The 25,741-nt window shown below is 71.1% G+C and carries 22 protein-coding genes and 1 tRNA gene; 6 read left to right on the forward strand and 17 right to left on the reverse strand.

Annotation, left to right across the window (positions count from 1 at the left end):
- Positions 1–641: 641 nt before the first annotated feature.
- Positions 642–1,304 carry a trypsin-like serine protease gene (locus tag ACQPZZ_RS35465; RefSeq protein ID WP_432926307.1) on the reverse strand — a complete coding sequence of 221 codons (663 nt, stop codon included), beginning with the start codon at positions 1,302–1,304 and terminating at the stop codon, positions 642–644.
- Between the two features lie 333 nt (positions 1,305–1,637).
- Here ACQPZZ_RS35465 and ACQPZZ_RS35470 point away from each other — a divergent pair, with 333 nt between their 5' ends.
- Positions 1,638–2,405, forward strand: a complete 768-nt coding sequence (locus ACQPZZ_RS35470; RefSeq protein ID WP_432926309.1) for a hypothetical protein — start codon at positions 1,638–1,640, stop codon at positions 2,403–2,405.
- Positions 2,406–2,728: 323 nt separating this feature from the next.
- Here the strand turns inward: ACQPZZ_RS35470 and ACQPZZ_RS35475 are convergent.
- From ACQPZZ_RS35475 to ACQPZZ_RS35485, 3 genes are all read right to left on the reverse strand, one after another.
- A tRNA-Leu gene (locus ACQPZZ_RS35475) sits at positions 2,729–2,804 on the reverse strand.
- Between the two features lie 256 nt (positions 2,805–3,060).
- A complete protein-coding gene (locus tag ACQPZZ_RS35480) occupies positions 3,061–4,419 on the reverse strand; it encodes an NAD(P)/FAD-dependent oxidoreductase (protein ID WP_432926311.1) in 1,359 nt (452 codons plus the stop codon).
- Between the two features lie 151 nt (positions 4,420–4,570).
- The gene (locus ACQPZZ_RS35485) at positions 4,571–5,371 is read right to left on the reverse strand and encodes a uracil-DNA glycosylase (protein ID WP_432926313.1); all 801 of its coding nucleotides are present in this window, start codon (positions 5,369–5,371) and stop codon (positions 4,571–4,573) included.
- 194 nt (positions 5,372–5,565) lie between these two features.
- On the opposite strand from ACQPZZ_RS35485, the gene ACQPZZ_RS35490 reads away from it, so the two are divergent.
- Positions 5,566–6,771, forward strand: a complete 1,206-nt coding sequence (locus ACQPZZ_RS35490; protein ID WP_432926315.1) for a cytochrome P450 family protein — start codon at positions 5,566–5,568, stop codon at positions 6,769–6,771.
- A 28-nt stretch (positions 6,772–6,799) separates the two neighbouring features.
- Here ACQPZZ_RS35490 and ACQPZZ_RS35495 read toward each other — a convergent pair whose 3' ends face one another.
- From ACQPZZ_RS35495 to ACQPZZ_RS35505, 3 genes are all read right to left on the reverse strand, one after another.
- On the reverse strand, positions 6,800–7,828 hold the full coding sequence (locus ACQPZZ_RS35495; protein WP_432926317.1) for a DUF1700 domain-containing protein: 1,029 nt from the start codon (positions 7,826–7,828) through the stop codon (positions 6,800–6,802).
- A complete protein-coding gene (locus tag ACQPZZ_RS35500) occupies positions 7,825–8,154 on the reverse strand; it encodes a PadR family transcriptional regulator (RefSeq protein WP_432926319.1) in 330 nt (109 codons plus the stop codon). The genes ACQPZZ_RS35495 and ACQPZZ_RS35500 overlap by 4 nt, the downstream gene beginning before the upstream one ends.
- Positions 8,155–8,404: 250 nt before the next feature.
- Positions 8,405–9,172 (reverse strand): helix-turn-helix domain-containing protein, encoded by a 768-nt coding sequence (locus ACQPZZ_RS35505; protein ID WP_432934650.1) that lies wholly within the window; start codon positions 9,170–9,172, stop codon positions 8,405–8,407.
- Positions 9,173–9,428: 256 nt separating this feature from the next.
- On the opposite strand from ACQPZZ_RS35505, the gene ACQPZZ_RS35510 reads away from it, so the two are divergent.
- Both ACQPZZ_RS35510 and ACQPZZ_RS35515 read left to right on the forward strand, forming a co-directional pair.
- The gene (locus tag ACQPZZ_RS35510) at positions 9,429–10,091 is read left to right on the forward strand and encodes a DUF4097 family beta strand repeat-containing protein (RefSeq protein ID WP_432926321.1); all 663 of its coding nucleotides are present in this window, start codon (positions 9,429–9,431) and stop codon (positions 10,089–10,091) included.
- Between the two features lie 35 nt (positions 10,092–10,126).
- Positions 10,127–11,356 (forward strand): serine hydrolase domain-containing protein, encoded by a 1,230-nt coding sequence (locus ACQPZZ_RS35515; protein WP_432934652.1) that lies wholly within the window; start codon positions 10,127–10,129, stop codon positions 11,354–11,356.
- Between the two features lie 23 nt (positions 11,357–11,379).
- Here ACQPZZ_RS35515 and ACQPZZ_RS35520 read toward each other — a convergent pair whose 3' ends face one another.
- The 7 genes from ACQPZZ_RS35520 to mfd all read right to left on the reverse strand — a co-directional run bounded on the left by ACQPZZ_RS35520 (position 11,380) and on the right by mfd (position 20,402).
- Complete coding sequence (locus tag ACQPZZ_RS35520) at positions 11,380–12,321, reverse strand: exopolyphosphatase (protein ID WP_432926323.1); 942 nt, start codon at positions 12,319–12,321, stop codon at positions 11,380–11,382.
- Positions 12,322–12,323: 2 nt separating this feature from the next.
- Positions 12,324–12,860 (reverse strand): DUF501 domain-containing protein, encoded by a 537-nt coding sequence (locus ACQPZZ_RS35525; RefSeq protein ID WP_432934654.1) that lies wholly within the window; start codon positions 12,858–12,860, stop codon positions 12,324–12,326.
- A gap of 128 nt (positions 12,861–12,988) precedes the next feature.
- Positions 12,989–13,438, reverse strand: coding sequence for an FtsB family cell division protein (locus tag ACQPZZ_RS35530; RefSeq protein ID WP_363644824.1), 450 nt, complete (start codon positions 13,436–13,438; stop codon positions 12,989–12,991).
- A 265-nt stretch (positions 13,439–13,703) separates the two neighbouring features.
- Positions 13,704–14,984, reverse strand: a complete 1,281-nt coding sequence (gene eno, locus ACQPZZ_RS35535; RefSeq protein WP_363644826.1) for a phosphopyruvate hydratase — start codon at positions 14,982–14,984, stop codon at positions 13,704–13,706.
- Between the two features lie 117 nt (positions 14,985–15,101).
- Positions 15,102–16,088 (reverse strand): MazG family protein, encoded by a 987-nt coding sequence (locus ACQPZZ_RS35540; RefSeq protein ID WP_432926326.1) that lies wholly within the window; start codon positions 16,086–16,088, stop codon positions 15,102–15,104.
- Positions 16,089–16,189: 101 nt separating this feature from the next.
- The gene (locus ACQPZZ_RS35545; RefSeq protein ID WP_432926328.1) at positions 16,190–16,852 is read right to left on the reverse strand and encodes a hypothetical protein; all 663 of its coding nucleotides are present in this window, start codon (positions 16,850–16,852) and stop codon (positions 16,190–16,192) included.
- Positions 16,853–16,904: 52 nt separating this feature from the next.
- Positions 16,905–20,402, reverse strand: a complete 3,498-nt coding sequence (mfd, locus tag ACQPZZ_RS35550; RefSeq protein ID WP_363644832.1) for a transcription-repair coupling factor — start codon at positions 20,400–20,402, stop codon at positions 16,905–16,907.
- Between the two features lie 227 nt (positions 20,403–20,629).
- On the opposite strand from mfd, the gene ACQPZZ_RS35555 reads away from it, so the two are divergent.
- Entirely contained in the window at positions 20,630–21,361 is a 732-nt protein-coding gene (locus tag ACQPZZ_RS35555) for a methyltransferase domain-containing protein (protein ID WP_363644834.1), read from the forward strand.
- A 32-nt stretch (positions 21,362–21,393) separates the two neighbouring features.
- Here the strand turns inward: ACQPZZ_RS35555 and ACQPZZ_RS35560 are convergent, their stop codons facing one another.
- Both ACQPZZ_RS35560 and ACQPZZ_RS35565 read right to left on the reverse strand, forming a co-directional pair.
- A complete protein-coding gene (locus tag ACQPZZ_RS35560; RefSeq protein ID WP_432926331.1) occupies positions 21,394–22,656 on the reverse strand; it encodes a hypothetical protein in 1,263 nt (420 codons plus the stop codon).
- Positions 22,653–23,171, reverse strand: coding sequence for a SigE family RNA polymerase sigma factor (locus ACQPZZ_RS35565; RefSeq protein ID WP_432926333.1), 519 nt, complete (start codon positions 23,169–23,171; stop codon positions 22,653–22,655). Before ACQPZZ_RS35565 ends, ACQPZZ_RS35560 begins: the two co-directional genes overlap by 4 nt.
- Before the next feature lie 58 nt (positions 23,172–23,229).
- Between ACQPZZ_RS35565 and cysC the strand changes: the two genes are divergently transcribed.
- Positions 23,230–24,531 carry an adenylyl-sulfate kinase gene (cysC, locus tag ACQPZZ_RS35570; RefSeq protein WP_432926335.1) on the forward strand — a complete coding sequence of 434 codons (1,302 nt, stop codon included), beginning with the start codon at positions 23,230–23,232 and terminating at the stop codon, positions 24,529–24,531.
- Between the two features lie 51 nt (positions 24,532–24,582).
- Here the strand turns inward: cysC and ACQPZZ_RS35575 are convergent, their stop codons facing one another.
- A complete protein-coding gene (locus tag ACQPZZ_RS35575) occupies positions 24,583–25,614 on the reverse strand; it encodes a glycoside hydrolase family 26 protein (RefSeq protein WP_432926337.1) in 1,032 nt (343 codons plus the stop codon).
- Positions 25,615–25,741 lie beyond the last annotated feature (127 nt).

The following is a 25,741-nucleotide window of genomic DNA, read 5'->3' on the forward strand; positions in this document are numbered from 1 at the left end:
CCGGGGTGGCCGCCGTGGAGCGGTTGACAGTGCGTGCGCCCGTGGCGAGAACGACAGCATCTGAGGTGGCCTTCCCGCCAGCAGCGCTCGGCGATGCCCGGTGGGTCCTCCTGAGGCGACGACGCCACTGCCGCCCTCACAGAGCTGGAGATTGTTGCTGTCGAGGCCAGGCCGGTCTGCGCCGGCAGCACCGCGAGTGCGCCGAGAAGGGCTGCACCTAAGATGCCGCATTTCTTCCCGTACATGCGATTCCTCCTGGTCGTGGGGCCCGCTTGCGCCCGATGTGCGCACCCAAATCCCCCCGAATCGGACTTATAGGGACTATTCCCCTCTCCGTGAGGTCATAGATGCACCAGCAGTCAAGTTGGCCTCTGCGATTACCCCGACAACTCCAAAACACTGCGGTAACACCGGTACTGCCGGATCGCCCTCATCCGGTGCCCTCTGGGTGTACGCGTCGCCGCCGCCGCTCCCAGCGGACACCGAGGTCCACGAGGAAGGGATCCGCATGCATTACCGGCCGGACGGCCGGGGCGCGTGAGGTCGCGTTCGAGCAGGGCGGGCTCGATCTCCATGGCCCGCAGGACATGCAGGGCGAGGTTCTGCCCCTCAGCCGGCATCGCGGCCCGGCAGGGTCACCATCAGGGAAGTGTGACGAACTCTCCGAGGAAGTCCCGGACCTCGGGGATGTCCAGGCGATAGTCGACGTTGGTCGTCCGACAGGCGTCGTCCACTCCGCTGATCGTCGTGGCCACGAGCAGGTTCGAGTCGGGACCTCCGAGGTAGTTGGGGCCGCCCGAGTCGCCGAAGCAGGTTCCGCCCTCCCCGCGCGAGGAGTTCGGCGCCAGGTCGAGCCACCTGCTACCGAGGCGCTTGAAGGAGATGGAGGTCTGGTTGCGCGTGTCGGTGTAGTAGTAGCGCCAGCCGTGCCGCTTCTTCGTGGGGTCCAGCGAGCCGTACCCGACCGGGGTGAAACGCGCGGTCTTCAGGCTGCCGTCGGCCTTGAGCTGGTCGAGCAGGCCCAAAGTGGGCAGCTTGGCCGGCGCGATGCCGGTGACGGGCTCGGGGAAGATCACGACCGCCAGGTCATAGGCGTCGCCCTTGTATCTCGAGTCGGCCACGTAGCGTCCGGTGTACAGCTTCTCGCCGGGCTGGTAGTGGCTGGCGAAGGAGACACGGGCGGTCTTCTGGCCCTCGTGCCCGCAGTGGGCGGCCGTGAGGAAGACGGTCGGGGAGATGAGGGTGCCGGTGCAGTACGACCACGTGCCGTCGCTTTCCGGCTTCTCGCCGATGAGGGCTCCCACTTCCGGATGCGCGGTCTTATCGACCGAGCCGTGAGTGATGGCCGACGCAGGCGAGGCGATGCTTGCCATCAACCCCGCAAGAATCATGACAAAAGGGACGAAACGCATGCACGAATGTATCCGAGCATGGGCTCCCTATGACAAAACTGAACGAAAAGATCTACGATCGGCCGTCAGGGTGGGCCCTCCTGGATCAACGACCGCGCCGCCGGAACACGCAGCGGGAGACCCCGGCCCACAACCCCGCCAAACACGCGAAGACCGCCCCTCCAGTCGAAGGAGGAGCGGCCATGGTGATGCGGTCCGAGTCGCCTACCTCGGCATCCGGCCCCCGTGGTCGTGGCCCCGGTGGTCGTGCCCGCGGTGGTCGTGCCCGCGGTGGTCATGCCCGCGGTGGTCATGCCCGCGGTGGTCATGCCCGCGGTGGTCATGCCCGCGGTGGTCGTGCCCGCGGTGGTCGTGCCCGCGGTGGTCGTGCCCGCGGTGGTCGTGCCCGCGGTGGTCGTGGCCCCGGTGGTCGTGCCCGCGGTGGTCATGCCCGCGGTGGTCATGCCCGCGGTGGTCATGCCCGCGGTGGTCGTGCCCGCGGTGGTCGTGCCCGCGGTGGTCGTGCCCGCGGTGGTCGTGCCCGCGGTGGTCGTGGCCCCGGTGGTCGTGCCCGCGATGGTCATGGCCCCGGTGGTCGTGCCCGCGATGGTCATGATCCCGGTGGTCGTGGCCCCGGTGGTCATGCCCGCGATGGTCATGCCCGCGGTGATCCCGGCCGCGATGGTCATGATCCCGGTGGTCGTGGCCCCGGTGGTCGTGCCCGCGGTGGTCGTGGCCCCGGTGGTCGTGCCCGCGGTGGTCGTGCCCGCGATGGTCATGGCCCCGGTGGTCGTGCCCGCGATGGTCATGCCCGCGATGGTCATGCCCGCGGTGATCCCGGCCGCGATGGTCATGGCCCCGGTGGTCGTGCCCGCGGTGGTGGTCCCGGCCATGCCCGTCGTCCTGCGGCGATATCGCCGCCGCGGCAGCCGCGAGACCGGAGACCGGCGAGGACGAGGCCAGGGCTCCGTGGGTCGGCCACAGCACGAGCGTGCCGAAAAGCGCCGCACCTAAAATGCTGTTTCGTTTCCCGTACATGCGATTCCTTCCGGTCGGGGCCTCTGCAGCGCCGCATGAGCACGCCTGAAAGCCTCCCGAATCGGACATACAGGACTATTCCCCTCTTCGGGGGGTCATCGATGTATCAGCAGTCAAGTTGGCATCTCGAGTTGCCATAGCAACTCCAAAGACACTTTGGTATCAGCGGTGATCTCGCCCGCGGTTCTCCGATGACGGGCTATACCTTCGGGTACGCGGCCGGTGCAACGGGGCCGAGTTCGACGCCAAGGGCGTCGTGCTACCCGCTCGTGTCGATGCCAAGGTGCGCTGCCGGGCGCTGGTGCCCCCGGTGGGACTCGAACCCACACCACAGCCCTTTTAAGGGGCTTGCCTCTGCCATTGGGCTACGGGGGCGCCGCGATCATATGTCACGGATCACTCCTCTGTAAGCAAGTTACGTCTTACGCGGCTTGTCCCCCTTTCCGCAGCGCGCGAACGGCGCCCCTGGCCGCCGCCCGGTCAAGGTCCTGGAGACCGTCCGCACCTTCTCTCCCCTCCATCACAGCAGCACGTCAGAGCGCAGGAACACGGAACGGCCCAGCGGTGTGTGCCGCCAGGCCGTGTCCGGTGTCCCGATGTCGCGTTGCCAAAGCCGTTTCCGCCCAGCGGATCAGCGCTTGAGGCCGCTCTTCGCCGCCGCCCTGAACTCGTCGCGCGGGTGCTCGATCTCCCCGAGGGAGACGGTCTCCCGCTTGAAGAACAGCGACAGCGTCCAGTCCATCACCACGCGGACCTTCCGGTTGGCCGTGGGGACGCGCGACAGGTGGTAGGTGCGGTGCATGAACCAGGCCGGGAAACCGCGCAGCTTCATGCCGTAGACGTTGGCGACGCCCCGGTACAGGCCGAGACCGGCGACCGACCCGGCGTACTTGTGCCGGTAGTCCTGCAGCTTCTCCCCGCGCAGGTACGCGGTGATGTTGTCGCCGAGGACCTTGGCCTGCCGTACGGCGTGCTGGGCGTTGGGCGCGCAGTACTGGCCGGGGTTGGTCATGTCGGGAACACCCGCGATGTCACCGGCGGCGAAGGCGCCCTTGACGCCCGCGACCGTCAGGCGCGTCGTGGTCTTGATCCTGCCGCGCTCGTCGACCGGCAGGTCGGTGGAGTTGACGATCGGGCTGGGCTTGACGCCGGCGGTCCAGACGATCGTGGCCGACTCGAACTCGTCACCGTCCGAGGTCTTGACCAGGCCGCCCTCGCACGACTGCAGGAACGTCTCCATCTTGAGCTCGATGCCGCGCTCGCGCAGCTGCTCGGCGGTCCACTCGCCCATCTCGGGACCGACCTCGGGCAGGATGCGGTTGGACGCCTCGATCAGGACCCAGCGCAGGTCCTTCTTGTCGATGCTCGGGTAGTACTTGATCGCGTCCTCGGTCATGTCCTCGAGCTCGGCGAGGGCCTCGATGCCCGCGAAGCCGCCGCCGACCACGACGAAGGTCAGCGCGCGGCGGCGCACATCCTCGTCGTCGCTCGACTCGGCCCGGTCAAGGAGGGCGATGACCCGGTTGCGCAGCGCGATGGCCTCGCCGACGGTCTTGAAGCCGATGGCCGCGTCCTCGAGGCCGGGAATCGGCAGCGTACGCGAGATCGAGCCGGCCGCCATGACGACGACGTCGTACTCGATCTCCCGGGACTGGCCCGCGGCGGGCTCGAAGGTCAGCGTGCGCGCCTCGTGGTGCACCTTGGAGACCTTGCCGTTGAGGATTCGCACCTTGGGCAGCACCCGGCGCAGCGGGGCCACGACGTGGCGCGGCGAGATGTTGCCGGCCGCCGCCTCCGGGAGGAACGGCTGGTAGGTCATGTACGACTGCGGGTCGATGAGCGTGATCCGCACGCTGCCGTCGCGCAGCTCTCGGCGGAGCGTGCGCTGGAGACGAAGAGCCGTGTAAAGGCCCACGTATCCACCGCCGACGATGACGACGTGCTTCCAGTTGCGGTCTGCCACGATGCCCTCCCAAGCTTGTGAAAGCATTCACAAGCCTACGTCACGAGTTGGCAATGACACCAATCCACCACGGCCGAAGGTCCAGTGATTTTCACCACTTTGTCATCTGCGACTGAGATTTCTCGGGAAAATTCCCGGAATCTTTCCTAAGTGATCGACTTCACACTTGTGAAGTGGTTCACAAGGCGGTCCCCAGGGCGACGGCGCGGGAGAAGACCGCGTCGAGCATGTCCGCGGTGACCCGGCCGGTGAAGGTGTTCTGCTGGCTGGGGTGATAGCAGCCGATGAGCGTGATCGGAGTCGCTCCGTGGGCGACGGGCACCTCCACGGCGTGCCCGAAGGGCGGTCTGCGGGACGGCAGCGTGAACCCGGCCGCGCGCAGCGCGGGCCACACCGCCTGCCAGGCGAAGCCGCCGAGCGCCACGATCACCCGGGCCGTTCCTGCCACCAGCGTGAGCTCCCTGGCCAGCCAGGGGAAACAGGTGTCACGCTCCTCGGGGGTGGGCTTGTTGGCGGGCGGCGCGCACCGCACCGCGGCCATCATCCGCGCGCCGATGAGCCGCTGCCCGTCCCCCGCGTGAACGCTGGTCTCCTGCGCGGCGAGTCCGGTGCGGTACAGCGACGCGAACAACCAGTCGCCGCTGCGGTCGCCGGTGAAGATCCGGCCGGTCCTGTTGCCGCCGTGCGCGGCGGGCGCCAGCCCGACGATGAGCGTGTGCGGCTTCTCGTCACCCCAGCCCGCGATCGGCCGGCCCCAGTAGGTCTCGTCCGCGAACGCCCGCCGTTTGACGTCGGCGACCTCCTCGCGCCACTCGACGAGACGCGGGCAGGCGCGGCACACCGACTGCCTGGCCGTCAGGTCCGCGAGCGTACGGCTCTCGGCCGCCAGTTTGGCGACTTCGTCAGCGTCGTGGGCGACGGGGGTGTCCGGGCGTGCGGGGTCGCCCGGCCAGCCGGAACCGGGAGGAACGAAGCTCATGACACCGATCGTGCCAGGTGAAAGGGGATGCGTCGGCCGGAATCCGGCCCTCGCGGCGAGGGCACCCCGACCGTCCCGCGCGGTTCGCGAGCGCGTGTCGCGGTGACCGCTCATCCCGGAATGGGCCACAACGAGGTCACACAGAGGAAGATTTCAATCTTTTCCGTCGTGCCGGAGGTGGGTACGTACCGCCCGTGTCCACCGACTCATGTCCTCCGCTGTTCGGCCCCGCCTTCGACGCCGACCCCTATCCCGCCTACGACTGGCTGCGCCGGAACGCGCCGGTGACCCGCGTGCCGCTGCCCGGCTGCGAGGCGTGGCTGGTCACGCGGTACGAGGACGCCGTGACGGCGCTGACCCATCCCGCCCTCGCCAAGGACCCCGCGGCCGGTTCACCCGAGTGGCGGGCCGCCGGTCTCGGCCTGCCCCTGGACCACAGGCCGGGGCTCGCCCGCCACATGCTGAACGCCGACGGAGCCGACCACGCGCGGCTGCGGCGGCTCGTGAGCACCGCCTTCACGCCCCGGCGGATGGCGGCGCTGCGCACCCGGGCGCTGGAGGTGACCGACGCGTTGCTCGACCGCCTCGACGGCCCGGAGGCGGACCTGATCACCGGCCTCGCCTATCCCCTGCCGATCACGATCATCTGCGACCTGCTCGGCGTGCCCGAGGAGGACCGGGCCACCTTCCATCACCACGCCTCCGTCATCGACTCCGCGGCGGCGTCCGAGGTCGAGGAGATCGCCCGTGCCACGGACGCCCTGGAGGCCTTCCTGGCCGACCTGGTCGAACTGAAGCGCTCCCGGCCGGGCAACGACCTGCTCACCGACCTCGTACGGCGGTCGAACCAGGGCGAGATCGACAAGGACGAGCTGACCTCGACCGCGTTCCTGCTGCTCATCGCGGGCCACGAGACGACCGTGGCGCTGGTCGGGAACGGTCTGCTCGCGCTGCTGAGGCATCCCGGCCAGGCGGCGGCCCTGCGCGCCGACCCCTCCCTGCTGCCGGACTTCATCGACGAGATGCTGCGCTACGACGGCCCCGTACGGAACGCCACCTGGCGCTTTCCCACCGAGCCCGTGGTGATCGGCGGCCAGGAGATGCTGCCCGGGGAGGCCATCCTCGTTTCACTGCTGGCGGCCAACCGCGACCCGGCGGCGTTCGCCGACCCGGACGCGTTCTCCCCCGGCCGGATCGGCGAACCGCATCTCGCCTTCGGCCGGGGCCCGCACTACTGCGTCGGCGCGGCCCTGGCCAAGGTGGAGGGAGAGGTCGCGATCGGCCGGGTCCTCGAACGGTTCCCCGATCTGGCGCTCGCCGCAGACCCCGCGGACCTGACGTGGTGGCCGAGCGCCATCATGCGCGGCCTGTTCTCGCTTCCGGTCCGCCTGCGCGCCTGACGTTCCGCCCCCGGCTCCGTCCGTCCCCCTACCGGTGCCGGCGGGACGGTGTGGCGGAGGGCGACGGCTCGGCGGAGGGTGAGGGCTCGGCGGAAGGTGAGGAGGAGGGCGTCGCGAAGGGCGTGGGCGACGACGCGGGCGACGATGTGGGGGCCGGTGCGGCGGGCGCGCAGGTCGCCCCGGCGCGGTACTCCACGGGCCGCAGCGGCAACGGGTAGGCGTGGCGGATGGGCGGCTCGCCGTCACAGGGGACGTCGATCGTCTGGCCGGACATCTCCGGACTCACCATGATCGGGTTGCCGTCCTGATCGTAGAGCCGGACGTTACGCAACGGCGTCCCGTCCTCCGCGTACGGGAAGATGTTGTAGACGTCCTCGCCCAGCGAGGCCACCCGGTCCACCCGTTCCACCCGCATGCTCGGCGCGTACACCTCCGGCTGGGGGCCGTAGTCGAACGCCACGCTGCGCGACGACGTGCTCGGGACGTCGGCCATCGCCGTGATCACGAGGACCGCGGCCAGCAGGTTGGCCCCGAGCAGCAGCACGCGGCCCCAGCGCGACGGCCGCACGCGGCCCCGCCGGCCCAGCCACACCGAGCCCCAGATGACCGCCAGCGTGAACACCCAGGCGGGGAGGTCGCCGGGAATGAGGCCCGGGGCGCTGATCGGCGCGAGCACGCCCAGCGCGATCGCATAGCCCCGCAGCACCCACCACGCGGGACGCAGCTCGGGGGCGAAGGCGGCGGCCTGGCGGTAGGGCGGCAGCACGAGCAGCCGCGTGTGAACCCGCCGGACTGCTCGGCTCATGCTCTCGCGCAGCCGCCCGCCCAGGGAGGAGCCACCGCCCGAAGGCCGCCCGCCGTAGGCGGCCCGAAGCTCTGCCGCGTACGTCTCGGGGCTGCCGAGCCGTTCCTCCAGCGACATTCCCGGCTCGGCGGCGACCTCGGCGAGGTGCTCGTCCAGGTCCTCCAGCAGCGCGTCCCTGTCACGAGCGGGAAGATCGGCGAGCGCCTCGCGTACGGCGGTGGCGTAGTCCTGGGGCGTCATGGGGGGATTCATCCCGGATCGACCTCCTTGAGCAGGTCGTTCATGGTGGCGGCGAAGGACGTCCAGGTCTTCGCCGAGGTCTGGAGGAGCGAGCGGCCCACGTCGTTCAGGCCGTAGTACTTGCGGTGCGGCCCCTCGTCGGAGGCGACCACGTAGGAGGTGAGCGCTCCGGCCCTGAAGAGCCGCCGCAGCGTCCCGTACACCGAGGCGTCGCCGACGTCCTCCAGCCCCGCCTCACGCAGGCGGCGTACGACGTCGTATCCGTAGCTGTCGCGCTCGGCGAGCACCGCGAGGACCGCCAGGTCGAGAACTCCTTTGAGGAGCTGGCTACTGTCCACGCACCGCACAGTACTGTGCAATGCGAAATAGCGTCAAGATTCCACGTCCGAGAGCCGCGCATCAGCCGGGTGGCCGTCACCACCGGCGACCAACGTGGCACAGCGGCCCGGCCCGGCCGGCCGCGGGCGGCGTGCGGGCGGTCCGCGAGGGCGGCGCACGCCGAGGCGGCGGTCGCACCCGCCGAGCTCCGAGGCGGAGCGCAGCTCGGCCGGCAGGGCCGCCCGCAGACGAGAGACGGCGCGGCCGGCTCTAACTCATGTCGTGTCCGTGATCGGAACTCGGCGTGGCGGCGCCGTCCGAGATCGTTCCGGTTCCGGCGTAGAGGACCTCGCGGGCCTGCTCCGCGGCGCGGATGAGGTTTTCGGTGATGAAGTCCTGGAAGCGGGCGACGTTTTCGAGGCGCATGGCGGCCGGAGTGCCGGGGCCGAGGACTCTGGCACCCTGCCGTGCGGCCTCGGCGAGCTGGTCGTTGGACCGGGCGCTGCGGATCACCGACTGATACCAGAGGTCGTCGTCGACCACGTAGCGCTCGCGGCGGCGTTCGTCGCGTTCCCTGCGGATGAGGTCCAGGCCTGCGAGGAAGGTGATCGCTTTGGAGACGGACGCCGGGCTGACCTGGAGGCGCTGGGCGAGTTCGGAGGCGGTGAGGCTGCCGGTGTCGGTGGTGTAGAGGCAGCCCAGCACGCGGGCCATCATCTTGGGCAGGCCCGAGGTCATGAAGACGGTGGTGAGGGTCTCCTGATAGTCGCGCACGACTTCGGGGTCGCGTCCGTAGGGCTGCGGGGAGGCCTGCGGCCCCCGGGGCGTGGCCTGCCTGCGCCGGTGGGTGCGCTGCTGCGTGGCGCGGTGGGCAAGCTCGGCGCGATAGCCGGTGGGGCCGCCGTTCCGCGACACCTCACGCGTGATCGTGGACGTCGGGCGGCCGAGAAGGCGGGCGATCTCGGCGTAGGCCAGGCCGTCGGCCAGACCCACCGCGATCTGCTGGCGCTCCTGCTGGGTGAGCCTGCCTCCCGGCATCACGACCCCCTTCGTGCCCCACGGGGGTGCCCATGCGGCCGCTCGGCGTTCCTCGACGCCTCCCACCATAGCGTTCAGCTTCATTGCATTGCAATGACCGATCAGTCGTCATTGCGTTAGCATCGAAGGCCGTTGCAACGATTTCACCGCTCTTACCTGCCTAAATGCCTGCTTTGCGCAACGAGTACGTTGCCAATCTTTGAAAGGCAACGTAGCGTTTCCGTTGTCAGAAACAACACGGCACAAGGAGCGCATGATGCAGAAGTTCGACACCCCCGCCCCGATCTCCGCCGTCCTTCACATCCCCGCGGGACGCGTTCAGGTCATCGCCGCGGACCGGGCCGACACCACCGTCGAGGTCCTGCCCGCGAACGCCTCCAAGGGCCGCGATCTGAAGGCCGCGGAGCAGACCTCGGTCGAGTACGCCGACGGCGTCCTGCGGATCGAGACCACGGGGAAGAACCAGTACCTCGGCCCGGCCGGAGCCGTCGAGGTGACGGTCAAGCTGCCCGCCGGTTCCCGCGTCGAGGGCCGGGCTGCCGGCGCCGAACTCCGGACCGTCGGCCGCCTCGGCGACGTCGCCTTCGAAGGCGCGTACCGCCAGATCAAGCTCGACGAGACCGCGAGCCTCCGCCTCACCGCGACCGATGGTGACGTCGCGGTCGGCCGGCTGGGCGGCCCCGCGGAGATCAGCACCGCACGGGGCGACATCACCATCGCCGAGGCCACGGGCGGCACGGTCGTGCTCCGCACCCAGTCCGGCGACATCTCGGTCACCGCCGCCGCCGGTGTGCCGGCCTCCATGGACGCCGGCACCACCCACGGCCGCATCATCAACGCACTCGAGAACGACGGCACCGCCGCGCTCGAGATCCACGCCACCACCGCCGACGGCGACATCACCGCCCGCAGCCTCTGACCCCCAGATCGAAATAGCGCGCAAGGAGATTCATGATGGAAACCGGCAACAACGGCCTGTCCGCGGCAGGGCTGAGCAGGGTGCGCGAAGTGCTGGCGCGGCATGTCGAATCGGGGAAGATTCCCGGCCTCGTCGCCCTGATCGGGCGGGGTGACGAAACGCACGTCGAGGCGATCGGGACGATGCGCCATGACGGTGGCGCGCCGATGCGCCGGGACACGATCTTCCGGATGGCCTCGACGTCCAAGCCGGTCACGATCGCGGCGGCGATGGTCCTGCTCGACGAGTGCCGGCTGCGGCTGGACGACCCGGTCGACCCGTGGCTGCCGGAACTGGCCGACCGGCGGGTGCTGAAGCGGTTCGACGGCCCGCTGGACGACACCGTGCCGGCACGGCGGCCGATCACGGTGCGGGACGTGCTGACCTCCACGTTCGGACTCGGCATGGACATGACGTCGCTGGGCGCTCCGATCATGAACGCGGTCTTCGAGCGGGGCCTCACGCCCAACCTGCCGGAGCCGATGCCCGAGCCGGACGAGTGGATGCGCCGCCTGGGCGAGCTTCCGCTGATGCACCAGCCCGGAGAGCGCTGGCAGTACCAGATCAGCAGCGATCTGGTCGGTGTGCTCGTCTCCCGGGTCACGGGCCAGTCGTTCGAGGAGTTCCTGCGCGAGCGTGTCTTCGAGCCGCTGGGCATGATCGACACCGGTTTCCACGTACCCCCCGGCAAGATCGATCGACTGCCGGTCCTCTACGCCCCCGACCCGGGGACCGGACAGTTCCTCGTGTGGGACGAGGCCGAGGGCGGACGGTGGAGCGAGCCTCCGGCGTTCCAGGGCGGCGGCGGCGGGCTGGTCTCCACCGTCGACGACTACCACGCCTACTTCCGGATGCTGCTCAACGGCGGAGTGCACGAGGGAAAGCGGATCCTGTCCCGGCCCGCCGTCGAGCTGATGACCACCAACCGCCTCACGCCCGGGCAGCAGGCCGCCCGGGACGCCATGGCGAGGGACAACGTCCATGTGTCCCACGGCCAGGGGCAGCACGGCGGCTGGGGCTTCGGGATGGCGGTGCGGACCTACCGCGGCGACTACGCGTCCGTCGGCCAGTTCGGCTGGGACGGCGGAAGCGGCACCGCGACCTACGCCGACCCGGCCATGCGGCTCACCGGAATCCTGCTCACCCAGGTCGGGGCGTCCACGCCGGATTCGACCCGGCTCATCCACGACTTCTGGACCACGCTCTACCAGGCCGTCGACGACTGACACCGGACCGGCGCCGGGTCGGGTCAGGTGGTGAGGGACCAGGCGATGCCGTCGAGGATGTCGTGCTCGCTCACCACGACCTCCGAGAAGCCGTAGCGGCGGACGATGCGGTCGAGGATGAGCGCGCCCGCGCCGATGACGTCCACCCGTCCCGGGTGCATGACCGGGATGGCCGCCCGCTCATCGTGCGTCATGCGCAACAGCCGCGCGGACACCTCGTGGACCCGCTCGGCGGGAATCCGCGAATGGTGGGTGCGCGCGCGGTCATAGGCGGGAAGGCCGAGCGCGATCCCGGCGACCGTGGTGACCGAGCCCGCCAGGCCGACCAGCGTCCGCGCCGTACGCACGGGGACGCTCCCCTCGACCCGGTCCATGGCCGCCTCGATGTCGGCGACGGCCGCCTCCACCGTCTCGGCGCCCGGCGGGTCGTCGCGCAGGTGGCGCTCGGTCAGCCGTACACAGCCGATGTCCACCGACAGCGCGCCCTCGACGGACCGGGAGCCGACGACGAACTCGGTGGAGCCGCCCCCGATGTCCACCACCAGATAGGGCGTCTCGGCGGCGGCGCCGGCCCGGGCCAGGCCACGGGTGGCGCCGGTGAAGGACAGCCGCGCCTCCTCGTCACCGGTCACCACCTCGGGTTCCACGCCGAAGATGTCCCGTACGCCGGACACGAAGTCGGCACGGTTGGCGGCGTCACGGGTCGCCGAGGTGGCGACCACGCGGACCGGCACGGGATCGTCCGGGGAGTGTTCCCTGATCAGCTTGGCGTACCCGCGCATGGCGGTGAACGTCCGCTCCAGGGCCTCCGGCGCGAGCCGTCCCGTACGGTCGACGTCCTGGCCGAGCCTGACGATCTCCATCCGCCGCTCGACGTCGGTGAGGTCGTCTCCAGATATGTCCGCGATGAGCAGCCGGACCGAGTTGGTCCCGCAGTCGATGGCCGCGACCCTCTTCGTACCCACGCTCATCCCTCCTGGTCTCCCGGCTTCTCCACGGCCACGCAGGGCCCGTCGGCCCACCAGTCGGGCAGCGCGTCCAGGGCCTCCCGGCCGAACGGGTTGACCCCCGGCGCGGCCAGCTCGTGGGCGACCAGCGCGTGCAGGCACTTGACCCGGCCCGGCATGCCGCCCGCGCTCTGCATGTCGCGCGGCAGCGGTTCCAGCCCCTCCTCGTCGGCCGCGCGGTCGCGGCGGGCGACGTAGTCCTCGTGGGCCGCCCGGTAAGCCTCGGCCAGTTCGGGGTCCTCGGCGAGCCGCGCCTGCATGCGCTTCATCAGGCCGGACGACTCCAGGGTGCCGATGGCCGAGGCGGCTTTCGGGCAGGTCAGATAGAACAGGGTCGGGAACGGCGCGCCGTCGGGCAACCGGGGCGCGGTCTCCAGCACGTCGGGCAGCCCGCAGGGGCACCGGTGGGCGACGGCCCGCACTCCGCGCGGCTGCCGCCCGAGCTGCGCCCGCGCCGCCTCCAGATCCACCGGGTCCACATCGCCCGCGTGGGCCACGTGGGCCGTCTGCTCGTCCGCCACGTCGATCTCCTCGCCCTTCACGATTTCCGCCGCGATGTGCACGGCGGTGCGCGCCGTGGACGGCCGACCGCCCCGGCCTCCGCTCCTCGCGGCGTCCGCGACCCTCATCCCGCCGCCGGCGCCGACGGGGACGCCGACGGTGCCGGGCTCTGCTGCTGACCTTGGGGTACGGCGGGCCGCCCCTTGTCGGCCGCTTCGAACGACCGCCAGAGCGTGACGTACCAGGCGGGCCGTTCCGGCGGCTTCGTCCCGGCCTTGGCGGCGGCGGCCGGCTCCTCGTCGAGCACCTGGTAGCAGTCCGCGCCCGGCTCGCAGTAGAACAGCCGCTCCTTGGCCAGGCGCTTGATGTAGTCCGGATCCTCCAGCCGCCGGCGCCGCTGCTCCAGGTTCTGGAGCTTGCGCAGCGCGTTCGCCTGCTGCGCCTCCAGCTGGGCGATCTGCCGGCGCTGGGCGACGTACTCCCGCACGGGGTAGGCCAGGCTCATGGCGATGGCGCACACGACGACCGCGAGGATCGCCGCGCGCCCGGTGAGCTGCGGCCGCTGCGCCGCCACGAAACCACCCCTCCCGGTCGGTCACCGTATGGCCCGGTCACGGCCACACTAACCGCCCGTCCCGGCCGTCCACGCCCGGACGGGCACGGCGTCGCCGCGCCACACGTCCGGGGCGTGTCCAGCCGGGCTACCCCCGTATCCCGCCGGCCATGCCGGTGCTCCTGGGCAGTGTCCGACAAATGCCGCCCGTCACGAGCGGCGATCCAGGTGGATGCATCGCGCCGCCCGGGCCGCCGCAGCAGGGCTGCGATTTGTCGGATACGACCTAGCCCTGGAAACGCGGGAAGGCGGCGCGTCCGGCGTACCGCGCGGCGTCGTCGAGCAGTTCCTCGATGCGCAGGAGCTGGTTGTACTTGGCCACCCGGTCGGAGCGGGCCGGAGCGCCGGTCTTGATCTGGCCGCAGTTGGTGGCCACGGCGAGGTCGGCGATCGTGGTGTCCTCGGTCTCGCCGGAGCGGTGGCTCATCATGCAGCGGTAGCCGCTGCGGTGGGCCAGGTCCACGGCGTCGAGAGTCTCCGACAGCGTGCCGATCTGGTTCACCTTCACCAGCAGCGCGTTGGCCGCGCCCTCGGCGATGCCGCGGCCGAGCCGCTCGGGGTTGGTGACGAACAGGTCGTCACCAACGAGCTGGACCTTGGCGCCGAGCGACGTGGTGATGGCCTTCCAGCCCTCCCAGTCCTCCTCGTTCAGCGGGTCCTCGATGGAGACCAGCGGGTAGGAGCGGACCAGGTCCTCGTAGAAGGCGATCAGCTCGGCGGACGACACGCCCTTGCCGTCGATGGTGTAGACGCCGTCGTTGTGGAACTCGCTGGCCGCGACGTCGAGCGCGAGCGCGATGTCCTGGCCCGGCGTGTAACCGGCCTTCTCGATGGCGACCAGGATCAGGTCGAGCGCGTCGCGGTTCGACGGCAGGTTCGGCGCGAAGCCGCCCTCGTCGCCGAGGCCGGTGGCGTAGCCCTTCTCCTTGAGCACGCCCTTGAGCGTGTGGTAGGTCTCCGCGCCCATGCGCAGCGCCTCGGAGAACGTCTCGGCGCCGATCGGCGCGATCATGAACTCCTGGATGTCCACGTTGGTGTCGGCGTGCGCGCCGCCGTTCAGGATGTTCATCATCGGCACGGGCAGGATGTGCGCGTTCGGCCCGCCGACGTAGCGGAACAGGGGCAGGTCGGCGCTGTCGGCGGCGGCCTTGGCGACGGCCAGCGAGATGCCGAGGAGCGCGTTGGCCCCGAGGCGGGCCTTGTTGGGCGTGCCGTCCAGGTCGATCATCGTCTGGTCGATGAGACGCTGTTCCTCGGCGTCGAACCCGATCAGCTCGTCGGCGATCTCGTCGGTCACGCCGAGGACGGCCTTCTCGACACCCTTGCCGAGATAGCGCTTCTTGTCCCCGTCGCGCAGCTCGACGGCCTCGAACTGACCGGTGGAGGCGCCACTCGGAACGGCGGCGCGGCCGGTGCTGTAGTCGTCCAGCAGTACCTCGACCTCGACCGTGGGGTTCCCACGGGAGTCGAGGATCTCGCGGGCGGTGATGGCCTCGATGGCAGCCACGAACGCTCCTAGCAAAATGGCGGGCGGTTTGCCACCCGAGCCTATCGGTCCCTACTACCCGGTACGGCGCAGGGGCCGCCCGTTCACGGCGTGTCCGGGCGCGGTACGACGGCAGGGTCAGCCGTTTGAGGCGCTGGGGCCGGTCGAGCTCTCCCACTCCTCCACGCGCCGCCGATACTCCCTGGCCGCCGCCCTCAGCTCGGCCTCCGGGTCGAGCCCCGCGTCCTGTGTCTCCCGTACGAGCGCGAACAGGCGGGCGCCGGCGGCCGGGGCGAGGTCGTCCGCGAGGGAGGCGGGCGCGCCGGCGCGCCCGGCCCGGCGGAGGAGCTGGGCGGCCAGGGAGACCGCCGGCTGGCCCATGGGCACGCCGCTGAGCGCGGAGGCGGACTCCCCCTTGGCGGCCCGCTCGGCCGCCTTGATCGTCTCCCAGTTGTCGCTGACCTCACCCGCGCCGGAGACCTCGACCTCCGCGAAGACGTGCGGGTGTCGGCGGACCAGCTTCTCCACGATGCCGTCGGCGACGTCGTCGATGTCGAAGCCGTCCCCGTCCGCCCCCATCCGTTCCTGCGCGAGCCGGGCGTGGAACATCACCTGAAGCAGCAGGTCGCCGAGCTCCTCGCGCAGCGGCGGACCGTAGTCGCCCTCGTGGATGGTCTCCAGCACCTCGTAGGCCTCTTCGACCAGGTACGGCACGAGCGACTCATGCGTCTGCTTGCGGTCCCAGGGGCATTCGCGGCGCAGCCGGTCCATCACCTGGACGAGATCGAGCAGCCGGGCGCCGGGCAGGTCGTAGGAGCCGGGGACGACCTCGATCTCCGGCGGCTCGTCCAGGGAGATCGCGGCATGGCCGACCGCGCGCAGGAAGTCCTCGTCGCCGTCCTGCGCGGCCAGCCACACCACCGTCCCCGTACGGCTCTCGCGGGCGAGCGCCCGGGGGTCGGGGGTCACCACCTCGACCCGGACGCCGGCCTCGTCGAGATAGGGCAGATAGGGGTGGTCCGAGGTGCCGGTGAGCACCCGCTCTCCGGTGAGGGCCTTCCACGCCGCAGGCGTGAGCAGGCCCGGAGCGACCCGGGGCGATGTGGTCACCACGATCAACGCCATGCCCTCACCCTAACCACCCCCGTGCGTGATCAGGCAAATGCGTGATCACGCACGGAAACGGCCAGGCCGGCCGCGTGCCGCGGAAGAACTACACGATCACGTCAGCCGGCTGCGCCGGCGGCGTCGCCGCCCGCCGGGGCGTCGCCCACCGGGAGCCCGCCCGCCGGGGCCGTGCTCGCCGCGCCGAAGCGGTCGTCGGGCACGAAGATCGCCTGCTCGGGGTCGTACTTGCCGTAGCGCGGGCTGTACTTCACCGGCACGGTGGAGTCGGCCTCCTGGACGACCTTCTGGGCCGCCGCCTGCTGGCTCGCCTCGTCCTGGCCGGCGCCGGCCTGCTGCATCAGCCTGATGCGGATGACATAGGCGCGCAGGAAGTCGCGGGCCCGGTCCGTCGGGATGCCGCTGGCCAGCAGCATCTTGCTGAACTGGGGCCAACCACCCTGCGCCGTGGCGAGGTTGTCGATGTCCCGGTCCGTGGCCGTGACGCCCTTGCGCCGGCCGAACTCCTGGAACTGCCTGCTGAAGCTGATGTTGAGCAGCACCATCTGCGTCAGCGAGGCGGGCAGCCGGAGCTGGTCTTCGGGGATCTTGTTGGCCGCCAGGTCGGCGCGCAGCGCGCGGACCTCGTCGTTCAGCTCACTGGAGGTGATGCGCTCCTGGCCCACGATGGCCGCGGAACCCGCCTGCACGGGGCCGCCGCACGCGGTCACGGCGATCCCGGCCGCCGCCAGCGCCACGGCGACGCGCACTCGATACGACTTCACGGACGATCCTCCCGAACGACACCGGCCACGCATATGTTGACAATTTCGCGGGTCACTGTACCCGCATCGACTCCAGGAACAGGGCCTCGACCAGGTCCCCACACCATTTCAGCAGGTCGAGGTCGCGTAGTGGCTGACCGCCGATCGGCTTGGTCTTGGGCACCGGCACGAGCAGGATGCCCGTCGCCTGCTTCCAGATGGAGCGGGGGTAGAGCCGCTGCAGCCGCACCTGCTGGGAGTCCTTCAGCTCGACGGGCGCGAACCTGATCTGCTGGCCCTGCAGCGTCACGTCGGTCAGCCCGGCCTTGCGGGCCTTGATCCGGAAACGCGCCACCTCCAGCAGGTTGTCCACCTCCTGGGGCGGCCTGCCGTACCGGTCGGTGAGCTCGTCGCGGACCGCCGCGATGTCGTCCTCCGAGCCGATGGCCGCGATCCGCTTGTACGCCTCGAGGCGCAGCCGCTCGGAGGTGACGTAGTCGTGCGGCACGTGGGCGTTGATCGGCAGCTCGACCTTGACCTCGGGCCGCTCCTCCACCTTCGCCTCGCCCGCGAGCTTGGACTTCTGCTCCTGGACGGCCTCGGCCATCATGCGGACGTACAGGTCGAAGCCGACGCCGGCGATGTGGCCGGACTGCTCGGCCCCGAGGATGTTGCCGGCGCCGCGGATCTCCAGGTCCTTCATCGCGACGTACATGCCCGCGCCCATCTCGGTGTGCTGGGCGATCGTGGCGAGCCGCTCGTGCGCGGTCTCGGTCAGCGGCGACTCCGGCGGATAGAGGAAGTAGGCGTAGCCGCGCTCGCGGCCCCGGCCGACCCGGCCGCGCAGCTGGTGGAGCTGCGACAGGCCGTAGTTGTCCGCGCGGTCCACGATGAGCGTGTTGGCGTTGGGCACGTCCAGGCCCGACTCGACGATCGTGGTCGACACGAGCACGTCGAAGCTGCGCTCCCAGAAGTCCACCATGATCTTCTCGAGCTGGGTCTCGTTCATCTGCCCGTGCGCGACCGCGATGCGCGCCTCCGGCACCAGCTCGCGCAGCCGCGAGGCCACCTTGTCGATCGTGCGGACCCGGTTGTGGACGAAGAACACCTGCCCGTCGCGCATCAGCTCGCGCCGGATCGCCGCCCCGATCTGCTTCTCGTCGTACGGCCCGACGAACGTGAGGATCGGGTGCCGCTCCTCGGGCGGGGTGAGGATGGTCGACATCTCGCGGATGCCGGTGAGGCCCATCTCCAGCGTCCGCGGGATCGGCGTGGCCGACATGGCGAGCACGTCGACCTGCGTGCGCATGTGCTTCATGGCCTCCTTGTGCTCGACGCCGAAACGCTGCTCCTCGTCCACGATGATCAGGCCGAGGTCCTTGAACTTCACCTCGGGCGACAGCAGCCGGTGCGTCCCGATCACCACGTCGACCTCGCCCGTACGCAGGCCGTCGAGGGTCGCCTTGACCTCGCCGTCGGTCTGGAACCGGGAGACCGGCTTCACCGCGACCGGGAAGGCGGCGAACCGCTCTCCGAACGTCGACAGATGCTGCTGCACCAGCAGCGTCGTCGGCACGAGCACGGCGACCTGCTTGCCGTCCTGCACCGCCTTGAACGCCGCCCGCACCGCGATCTCGGTCTTGCCGTAGCCGACGTCGCCGCAGATCAGGCGGTCCATCGGGACGGGCCGCTCCATGTCGCGCTTGACCTCGTCGATCGCTTCGAGCTGGTCGCCCGTCTCGGCGTACGGGAAGGCGTCCTCCATCTCCCGCTGCCAGGGGCTGTCGGGGCCGAACGCGTGGCCGGGCGAGGCCATCCGGGCCGAGTAGAGCCGGATCAGCTCGCCCGCGATCTCCCTGACCGCCTTCTTCGCCCGGGTCTTGGCCTTGGCCCAGTCGGCCCCGCCCATCCGGTTGAGCGTCGGGGCCTCGCCGCCGACGTAGCGCGTGACCTCGTCGAGCTGGTCGGTCGGCACGTAGAGCCGGTCGCCCCTGGCGTACTCGATCACGAGGTATTCGCGGGTCGCGCCCTGGATCGTGCGCTGCACCATCTCGATGTAGCGGCCCACGCCGTGCTGCTCGTGCACGACGTGGTCGCCGACCTTGAGCTGGAGCGGGTCGACCATGTTGCGGCGGCGCGACGGCAGCCGGCGCATGTCCTTGGTGGACGCCTTCTGGCCGACGAGGTCGAGGTGGGTCACCACGGCGACGTCCGGCGTGATGAAGCCGTGGTCGATCCGGCCGGTCGTGACCTGCACGACGTCCTTCGGCGGCGGGCCGTCGAGGGCCGGCACGAGCCGCGCCGCCACGTCGACGCCCTTGAGCAGCTCGACCATGCGCTCGGCCGGGCCGTGCCCCTCGCTCAGCAGCACGACGGCCTTGCCCGCGCCGAGCCAGCCCTTGATGTCGGCCAGTGCCCGCTGGGTGTCGCCCCGGTAGGCCTCGACGTCCTGCGCGTCCAGCTCCGCGCCCTCGCCGAAGGGGGCGATGCTCCACCACGGCTGGCCCAGCTCGCGGGCGTGGTCGCGCACCTCCTCGAGCGTGCGGAAGGCGGCCGCCTCCAGGTCGATCGGCGCCTCGCCGCCCGCCGCCGCGGCGATCCAGGACGCCTCCATGAACTCCTGGCTGGTGTGGACCAGCTCGACGGCCCGGCCACGGATGCGCTCGGGATCGCAGACGAACACCGCCGACCGGATCGGCAGGTGATCGAGCAGCAGGTCCATCTTCCCGGCGAGCACCGGCGCGAACGCCTCCATGCCCTCCACCGGCACGCCCTCGGCGAGCTGGTCGAGCACGTCCTTCAGCGCCGGGTGCTCCTCCCCCAGCTCGCGGGCGCGCCGCCGTACGTCGTCGGTGAGCAGCAGCTCGCGGCAGGGCGCGGCGAACAGCCCGTCCTGGGCGACCTCCAGCGAGCGCTGGTCGGCCACCTTGAACCAGCGGATCTCCTCGATCGTGTCGCCCCAGAACTCCAGCCGCAGCGGGTGCTCCTCGGTGGGCGGGAACACGTCGAGCAGGCCGCCGCGCACGGCCACCTCACCGCGCTTTTCCACCATGTCCACCCGGTGGTAGCCGTTCTCGACCAGCCGGGCCACCACGTCGTCCAGATCGGCGTCGTCGCCCGCGCGCAGCCGTACGGGCGCCAGGTCGCCGAGGCCGGCCACGATGGGCTGGAGCAGCGAGCGGACCGGGGCCACCACGACCCGCAGCGGGCCGGCCGCCGGGTCGCCCTCGACCGGGTGCGCCAGCCGCCGCAGTACGGCCAGGCGCTGGCCGACGGTGTCGCTTCGCGGCGACAGGCGCTCGTGCGGCAGCGTCTCCCAGGCGGGGAAGACGGCCACGGCGTTCTCGTCGACCAGGCTCGTGAGCGCGGCGGCGAGATCCTCCGCCTCGCGCGCCGTCGCCGTGACGGCCAGCACCGGCCGTACGCGGGACAGCGCGGCCACGGCGAACGGCCGCAGCGCCGGCGGCGCCACCAGCTCGGCGCCGGGATGGGCGGCCTGCCCGGCGGCGTCGAGCGCGGCGGCCAGCCTGGGTTCGGCGGATACGAGGTCGAGCAGTCCGGAAAGAGACATCGATGCCTTCAAAAGCCCCGTGACAAAGACAGCCGGCGTGCGGACGCGACCCCGTTCATCCGGCCGATCCCCCTGACGGAGGGGATCCGCGAGATGCTCCCAACCGGGCCGCGGCTACCAAGGCTACGCCCTGTCCCCTCGCCTCGCTCCGGTCGCTCCTCGGTCCGGACATGGCGGGTGACGGCAAATGCGCCACTGAACGTCGTCAAATGATTACTCTCAGTGGCATGACAGAGGTTCGGTTGTCGTCCGCCGACCAGGACGACGTGTTCAGCCAGCGGATTCGCGAGCAGTGGACCGACCAGCTCGGGCGGCGGCTCGACATCCTCATCGCCGGTTGCGGCCGGGGCGGCGCCCTCGACGTGGGGCGCTACGAACCGAGGATGACGGGGGTGGACGAGGATCTCCCGCCCCTGCGGGCCCACACCGCCAACCGCGGCGACCTGGAGGCGTCCTATCTGGGCGACCTGCGTCTCGTGCCGATCCCGCCCCGCTCCTTCGACGTCGTCTACGTGTCGTTCCTGCTCGAACGCGTCCACCACGCCGAGCTCGTGCTCGACCGGCTCGTCGCCGGTCTGCGCCCCGGCGGGCTGCTGCTGCTGAAGATGCGCGACCGCAAGTCGGCGTACGGCTTCTGCGACCGGGTGACCCCCCGCTGGCTGCGGCGGGGACTGTGGCGCACGCTCGCCCCGGCCGGGTCCGTGGGGCCGCTTCCCGCGGTCTACGAGCCGCTGGCCTCCCGCGAGGGCATCCAGGCCTACTGCCTGATGCGCGGGCTCATGATCGCCGAGGACTACTCGGCGGTGAGCGGCCCGGCCCGGCGGGGGCCGCACGGCGGTCTGGTCGCCGTGGTCTGCCGGGCCGTGGCCGCGCTCTCGCGAGGCGGGCTCAACGGCACCGAGGACGAGATCACCATGGTGATCCGCCGTCCGCAGAACCACTTCGCCCGCCTCATCTGAGCCCCTACAACCGGGCCACTACAACCGGGCCGCTATTTGAGGGTCAGCACCGGCTCCCACGCCTCGGGCTGCTGGGTGTTCTTCCGGTAGGCCGAGAGCTGGACCATGTCCTTGCCGTCGACGTTCACCAGGACCAGGCCGTTGTGGAACTCGCTTCCGCACGTGTCCGCGCAGCCCAGTGCGACCAGGCGGCGGTCGTCGGCCCAGGCGAGAAGCTGGAGCACCTGCTGGCGGCCCACGGTCTCACCCGTCGACAGCTTGGTGACCTTGGTGGGCATGCCGTCAGGGCCGGCGAGCAGCGTGCCGTCGGGCGACACGCCCGCCTTCGACTCCGTGTCGACGTAGCCGGGAGGTGCGTCGTGCGGTCTGCCCTCCAGGTCGAGGAAGGCGTCCGGCCGCTGCCAGACGTTGCTGCGCTCGCGGATCAGGGTGCCGTCGTCGCTCCACGCGAAGTCTCGCCTGACGTTGCTGTTGTCGGTCCAGCAGGGATCGACGGCGTGGAAGTCGCCCGCCGTCGCGGTCGCCACGTCGACGAGGTAGAAGCCGGTGCGGCTGGTGGAGATCATCTGGAACGGCGGCTGCCGGAGGTCCTCCGGCGTCGCCGCGACTCGTGCCGGGCACCGCCGCCGGTCGACGGACGTCATGTCCAGGTCGGGGGACTCGTCGTAGGCGGTGGCGAGCAGGCGCGTGCCGTCCGGCGACCAGGCGACGCCGCCCACGGGGTGGTCCACCGGCACCCACGCCCGCACCTGCCGGGTCTCCATGTCGAAGATCCCGATCCTCCGCACGGGCAGGTCCTTCTCCAGGACCGCCGCCCAGCGCAGGCCGGGCGCCACCTCGGCCCAGCCCCACTCCGTCTTCTCGTAGCTCTCCGTCGCCGGATCGAGGAGATACCACGTGCGGTCCAGCACCTCGCGCCCGGCTACCGTACGCGACCGCCACGTGTAGTAGGCGGAGACGGCCACCCTGCCCGCCGCGATCATCGTCTTCGGCGGGGAGTTCCCGGTGTCGGCGAGCACGTCCTCCGCGGGGGTCGTCTGCCGGTAGGGCTGGACGGGCACCACCACCGGCGGGCCGCCGACCCGCGAGATCGGCTCCTCACCGAAGAGAGGGGTCACGACCAGCGGCACCAGCAGGGCCACGGCCGCCACGACGGCCGCGCACGAGACCGCCCCCGCGAATCTCGTCAGGCGCAGCCGCGAGCGGCGGCGCAGCGCGCGGTCGGCGAGGTCGCCGGGCACGTGGACCTCTCGCGACCACTCCTCCAACGTCTGCTTCAGCATCCGGGGCGTCATGAGATCACCTCACTCAGGCGCAGATCGGCGAGTTCCGGCGCGGTCGTCCGCAGCCGGGCGAGGGACCGGTGCGCGGTGCTGCGCACGGTCCCGACGGAGCAGCCGAGGACCTGGGCCACCCGGTCCTCGGGCAGGTCTTCGAGATAGCGCAGCACGAGCACGGCGCGCTGGCGGGGCGTCAGCCGGGCGAGCGCCTCGCGCAGGATCATCCGCAGCTCGGTCTCGTCGGTGCCCGCGCGGCCGGCCGGGCGCTCCGGCACATCGGCCACGCTGGTCTCCCGCTGCCGCCGGGCGAGCCGCCACCAGCTGACCTGCTGCCGGTACATCACCTGCCGCACGTACGCCTCGGGCTCGTCGAGGCGCCCCCACCTGGTGACGACCTTGGCCAGGGCGGTCTGCACCAGGTCCTCTGCGGAGTGCTGGTCCCCTCCGGTCAGCAGATAGGCCAGCCGCATGAGCGCGGGCGCGCGGGCCGACACGAATTCGCGGAATCGTCGCTCTTCTGCGGCGTCCACGAGCACCTCCTCGGATTAATGTCTGCCTGTAGACGCCCCGAGCACCGGCGCGCTATGCGTGTGGTTGCCAGTAGGGTGCGTATCCGACCCACCGAGCTGCGCCCCAGACCAAGCTGGGACCGATCGAGCGGAAACGGAAGCAATGACCGAGTGGACGCCCGACGCACGTGAGCTGGCGGACCTGGAACTGCTGTTGTCCGGGGCGTACGCGCCGCTGACCGGCTTCCTCACCTCGGCCGAGGTGGAGAGCGTGGCCGAGCGCGGGCGGCTGCCCGGAGGGGCGTCCTGGCCCGACCCGATCACGATCGCGCTCCCGGACGAGTTCGGGCCCGGCGACCGGGTGACACTCAAAGACCCCGAGGGCGCGGCGGTCGCGGTGCTGACCGTCGTGGAGCGGGACGGCCACCACGCCGCCGGGCCGGTCGAGGCGCTCGACGCCCCCGTGTACGGTCCGTTCTCCCGGCTGCGCCGTACGCCGGAGGAGGTCCGCAAGGACCTGCCGGACGGCGAGGTCCTCGCGGTGACCATGCGCGGGCCGCTCGACGGCGCCGCGCTCGACGACGTGGCGGCGACCGTCGAGGAACTGGACGCGACCGTGCTCCTCATGCCCCTCGTCTTCGGCGAGGGCGGCCCGGCCGTGGTGCGCGCCGCGCTCAAGGCGGCCGAGCGGCTCCCGGGGGCGACGGTGGTCGCGGTGCCGCTCGCGCCGCGCGAGGACACCGAGATCGACCTCGAACTCCGCGAGCACGTGGCGCGCAACTACGGCGCCACCGAGCACTACGCCGGTCCCGCGCCGATCACGATTCCCGGGCCGCCGCACAAGCGGGGGCTCGTGGTGTTCTTCACCGGGCTGTCAGGCTCGGGCAAGTCGACGATCGCCCGGGGCCTGCGCGACGCGCTGCTCGAACGCGGTGGCCGCACGGTCACCTACCTGGACGGCGACGTCGTGCGGCGGATGCTGTCGGCCGGGCTCACGTTCTCGCGCGAGGACCGCGACCGCAACATCCGCAGGATCGGTTTCGTGGCCGCCGAGGTGGCCCGCCACGGCGGCCTGGCCATCTGCGCGCCCATCGCGCCGTACGCCGAGACCAGGGACGAGGTGCGGGCGATGGTCGAGGAGGTCGGCGGCGACTTCCTGCTCGTCCACGTCGCCACTCCCCTGGAGGAGTGCGAGCGCCGCGACCGCAAGGGCCTGTACGCCAAGGCCCGGGCCGGGCTGATCCCGGAGTTCACCGGGATCTCCGATCCGTACGAGGAGCCGGAGGACGCCGACCTCGTCCTCGACACCACGGACATGACGATCGAGCGCGCGGTCGGCGCCGTGCTGAACCTCGTCACCTCGGGCGGCTGGGTCCGCTGAGGCATCCGCCGGGGCGTCTGCCGACGCGCCCGCCGGGGGTGCGCCGCAGGCTCAGGAGGGCGGCACCGGCGTCGACGTGAAGCGCGGCAGCCGCCCCAGCTGAGCGAACGCCCGGGTGGCACCCGGCGTGGTGTCGAACCTGGTGTCCCCCCGGGGCGCCAGCGGCGAATCGAAGTAGACCAGCGCCTTGATCTGGGGGTAGTCCCCGATCTGGCGCCGGACCGACTCGAAGAAGTCGCGCTTGAACGCGGGTGCCCCGCGCCGCTCGAAGGCGCCCCACTCGGCCACCATGATCGGCTTGGCCGGGAACCTGGCCTGCATCCACCGGTAGAACCCGGGCCAGCCCGGCGCGTCGGGCCGGGTCTTGTCGACCAGCCCGGCGAAGTCGCTCACCCGGTCGTCCGCGTACGGGTCGAAGGCCACCCAGTCGACCACGTCGTCGCCCGGATATAGCCGGCCGAACCACGGCTTGGCCGCCCAGTTGGGCGCGCCCATGTAGGTCATGACGGTCACCGCGTTGCGCACCCCCTGCTGCCGCAGGCGGTTCACCACGTGGCGATACATCGCGACGTAGTCGGCGGGCGAGTAGCCCCCGCCCTCGCGCACGTCGTTTTCCGGCTCGTGGTGGATCGTGAGGAAGAACCGGCCAGGGAAGGTGCGCCGGATGTGCTCGGCGAGCCGGTCGACGCGCCCGTCCACCTCGCCGCGCGCGACCTCGGCCCACGTGTGGTCGAGCGCCGGCTTCCAGTTCACCAGCAGCAGGCGGGGCCCCTTGGCGATCTCCCGCTCCTCGGCGGTCGGGAAGAGCTCCCCGCCCCGGTGGTAGACGTGCACGATGTCGGCCCGGCGGCCCATGCGCCGTTCTGCCAGGTCCACCGCGCGGACCGGTCCGCGTCCGGAGAAGACGTCGGGCGCGATCCCCCACCACGCCCCGCACGTCGGGATGAGCTTGTCCGTGACCACGCAGGCGACCGGCGTCGTCCCGGCGCCGCCGCCCGGCACCCGCCCGCTCGTGGCGGTGCCCGTGCAGGCCGTCGCGCACACCCCCGCCGCGAGTACGGCCACGCCGGCGATGAGTCTCATCGCTCCCCCTTTTCTCGGCAGACCTGGCAATGAACGGATGGGCAAACACCATCCCATCAATTCCCGTGGCTTCGGGGGCCGTTTCCCCATCTCGCAAGTACGGACATTTCCGTTTTCATCGCCTAAT

The organism is Microbispora sp. CA-135349 (assembly GCF_050947365.1).
Taxonomy (GTDB): Bacteria; Actinomycetota; Actinomycetes; order Streptosporangiales; family Streptosporangiaceae; genus Microbispora.